At 54.8% G+C, this 1,662-nt stretch carries 2 protein-coding genes; both read left to right on the plus strand.

The annotated features are described in order from the left end of the window. The coding region (locus H9C73_RS15965; protein WP_209288892.1) for a TRAP transporter large permease subunit at nucleotides 1-228 on the plus strand (228 nt) is incomplete at its 5' end. 214 nt (nucleotides 229-442) lie between these two features. Continuing rightward, nucleotides 443-1,483 (plus strand): TRAP transporter substrate-binding protein, encoded by a 1,041-nt coding sequence (locus H9C73_RS15970; protein ID WP_209288893.1) that lies wholly within the window; start codon nucleotides 443-445, stop codon nucleotides 1,481-1,483. The last annotated feature ends 179 nt before the right edge of the window (nucleotides 1,484-1,662 follow it).

The raw sequence follows: 1,662 nt of genomic DNA on the forward strand, positions 1-1,662 counted from the left end.
GATCTGGTGTGGTTCGGGATAGTGGTCGTCGTTGTGACCGAGATCAGTTTGATCACACCGCCGGTGGGTATGAATGTCTTTGTACTCAGTGCGGTGCTGCGCGATGTGAAAACAGGGACTATTTTCAAAGGAGTCACACCGTTCTGGTGCGCGGACATCGTGCGCCTTGCGCTGATCGTGTTCGTCAGCCAGATCGCGCTCTTCCTGCCGGAGTTGCTCTACCGGTAGAGCGGTGTGTTAATGACTTCATGTATCACAAACATGATGGTATAAAGGAAATCAAGGCTCCCTCAGGGGAGCCGCCCGCTAGGGGTATACCTTAGTAGATATTTGCTGCAACCAAGCCTTGCTTAACGCGACAAAGTGATACACTATTTCAAGAGTAAACGATTCTTGAGTATCGCAAAGATAATAACGACACAAGAAACGCAGGAGCAACATGATGATTAAAACAATAAAATTCGCCGGTGCCGCTGTTCTGGCTGCAGGTTTGTCCACTTCTTTCAACGCTGCCGCAGCTGATACCACTTTGATCGTGGGTACCTGGCTGCCGCCGACCGCTGCACAGAACGCAGTGGTATGGCCGACCTGGGCCAAGTGGGTTGAAGAAGCCACTGAGGGCCGTGTCGAAGTTAAAATTGAATATGATATGGGTCATCCCAAGACCTATTTCCAGCTGGTAGAAGATGGCGTTATTGACGCCGGCTTCAGCTACCACGGCTATGTACCGGGCCGCTTCAAGCTGCCGATCGCGGCTGAACAGCCGGGCATGGGTGTAAACGCAGAAGCCGCTTCTGTTGCGCTCTGGCGTACCCATGACAAGTACTTTGCCGAGGCAAATGAATATGTGGGTCTGGAACTGCTGGGTCTGTTCACGCACGGCCCGGGTCAGATCATGACCACCTTCCCGGTGGACAGCCTGGCTGACCTGAAGGACAAGAAGATCCGTATCGGTGGCGGCGTTCAGGCCGAAATCGGTGAGCGCATGGGCATCACGCCGGTAGCTGCTCCGGCCACCAAGGTATACGAGATGATGCAGCAGGGCGTTATCGACGGTGCTTTCCTGCCGGTGGGCGAACAGAAGTCTCTGCGCCTGGCTGAAGTCACCAAGGACCTGAATATGCTCCCGGGTGGCATGTACCTGGGTACCTTCTCCATGTTCATCAACCCTGACTTCATGGCAGACCTGGACCCGAAAGACGCTGAAGCGATTCGCAGTGTTTCCGGTGAAAAACTGTCTGCTCTGGCCGGTCGCGCCTGGGAGCAGGGTGACATTGAAGGTCTGGCATTTGCGCGCGAAAGCGGTGTAAACGTCATCGAGCACGATGCGTCCTCCGCGTTCGTACAGCAGTTCAACCAGCTGACAGAAGGCATGGACCAGGACTGGATCGAAAGCGTGTCTGACCGTGATGTTGATGCAGCAGCAGCGCTGAAGGAAATGCGCCAGATTGCTCGTGAGTACGAAGCACAAAAGCAGGAGTAATCCATGTCATTTGGTGCCTGGATCAAAGCGCACTATGACGAGAAGGGGCCGGCCATTTGGCTGGCCTTTTTTCTCGAGGCAGTTTCCGCGCTGGTATTGTTTGGCCTGATGGCGTTGACCTGTGTCGACGTGGTTGGCCGTTACCTGTTCAACAGCCCGCTGCACGGCGGCACCGAGCT

Origin of the sequence: Marinobacterium alkalitolerans (assembly GCF_017776525.1) — a bacterium.
Classification (GTDB): Bacteria; Pseudomonadota; Gammaproteobacteria; order Pseudomonadales; family Balneatricaceae; genus Marinobacterium; species Marinobacterium alkalitolerans.

Coding starts and splice junctions, on each gene's coding strand:
- H9C73_RS15970 (WP_209288893.1), top strand. CDS start 443: ATGATTAAAACAATAAAATTCGCCGGTGCCGCTGTTCTGGCTGCAGGT.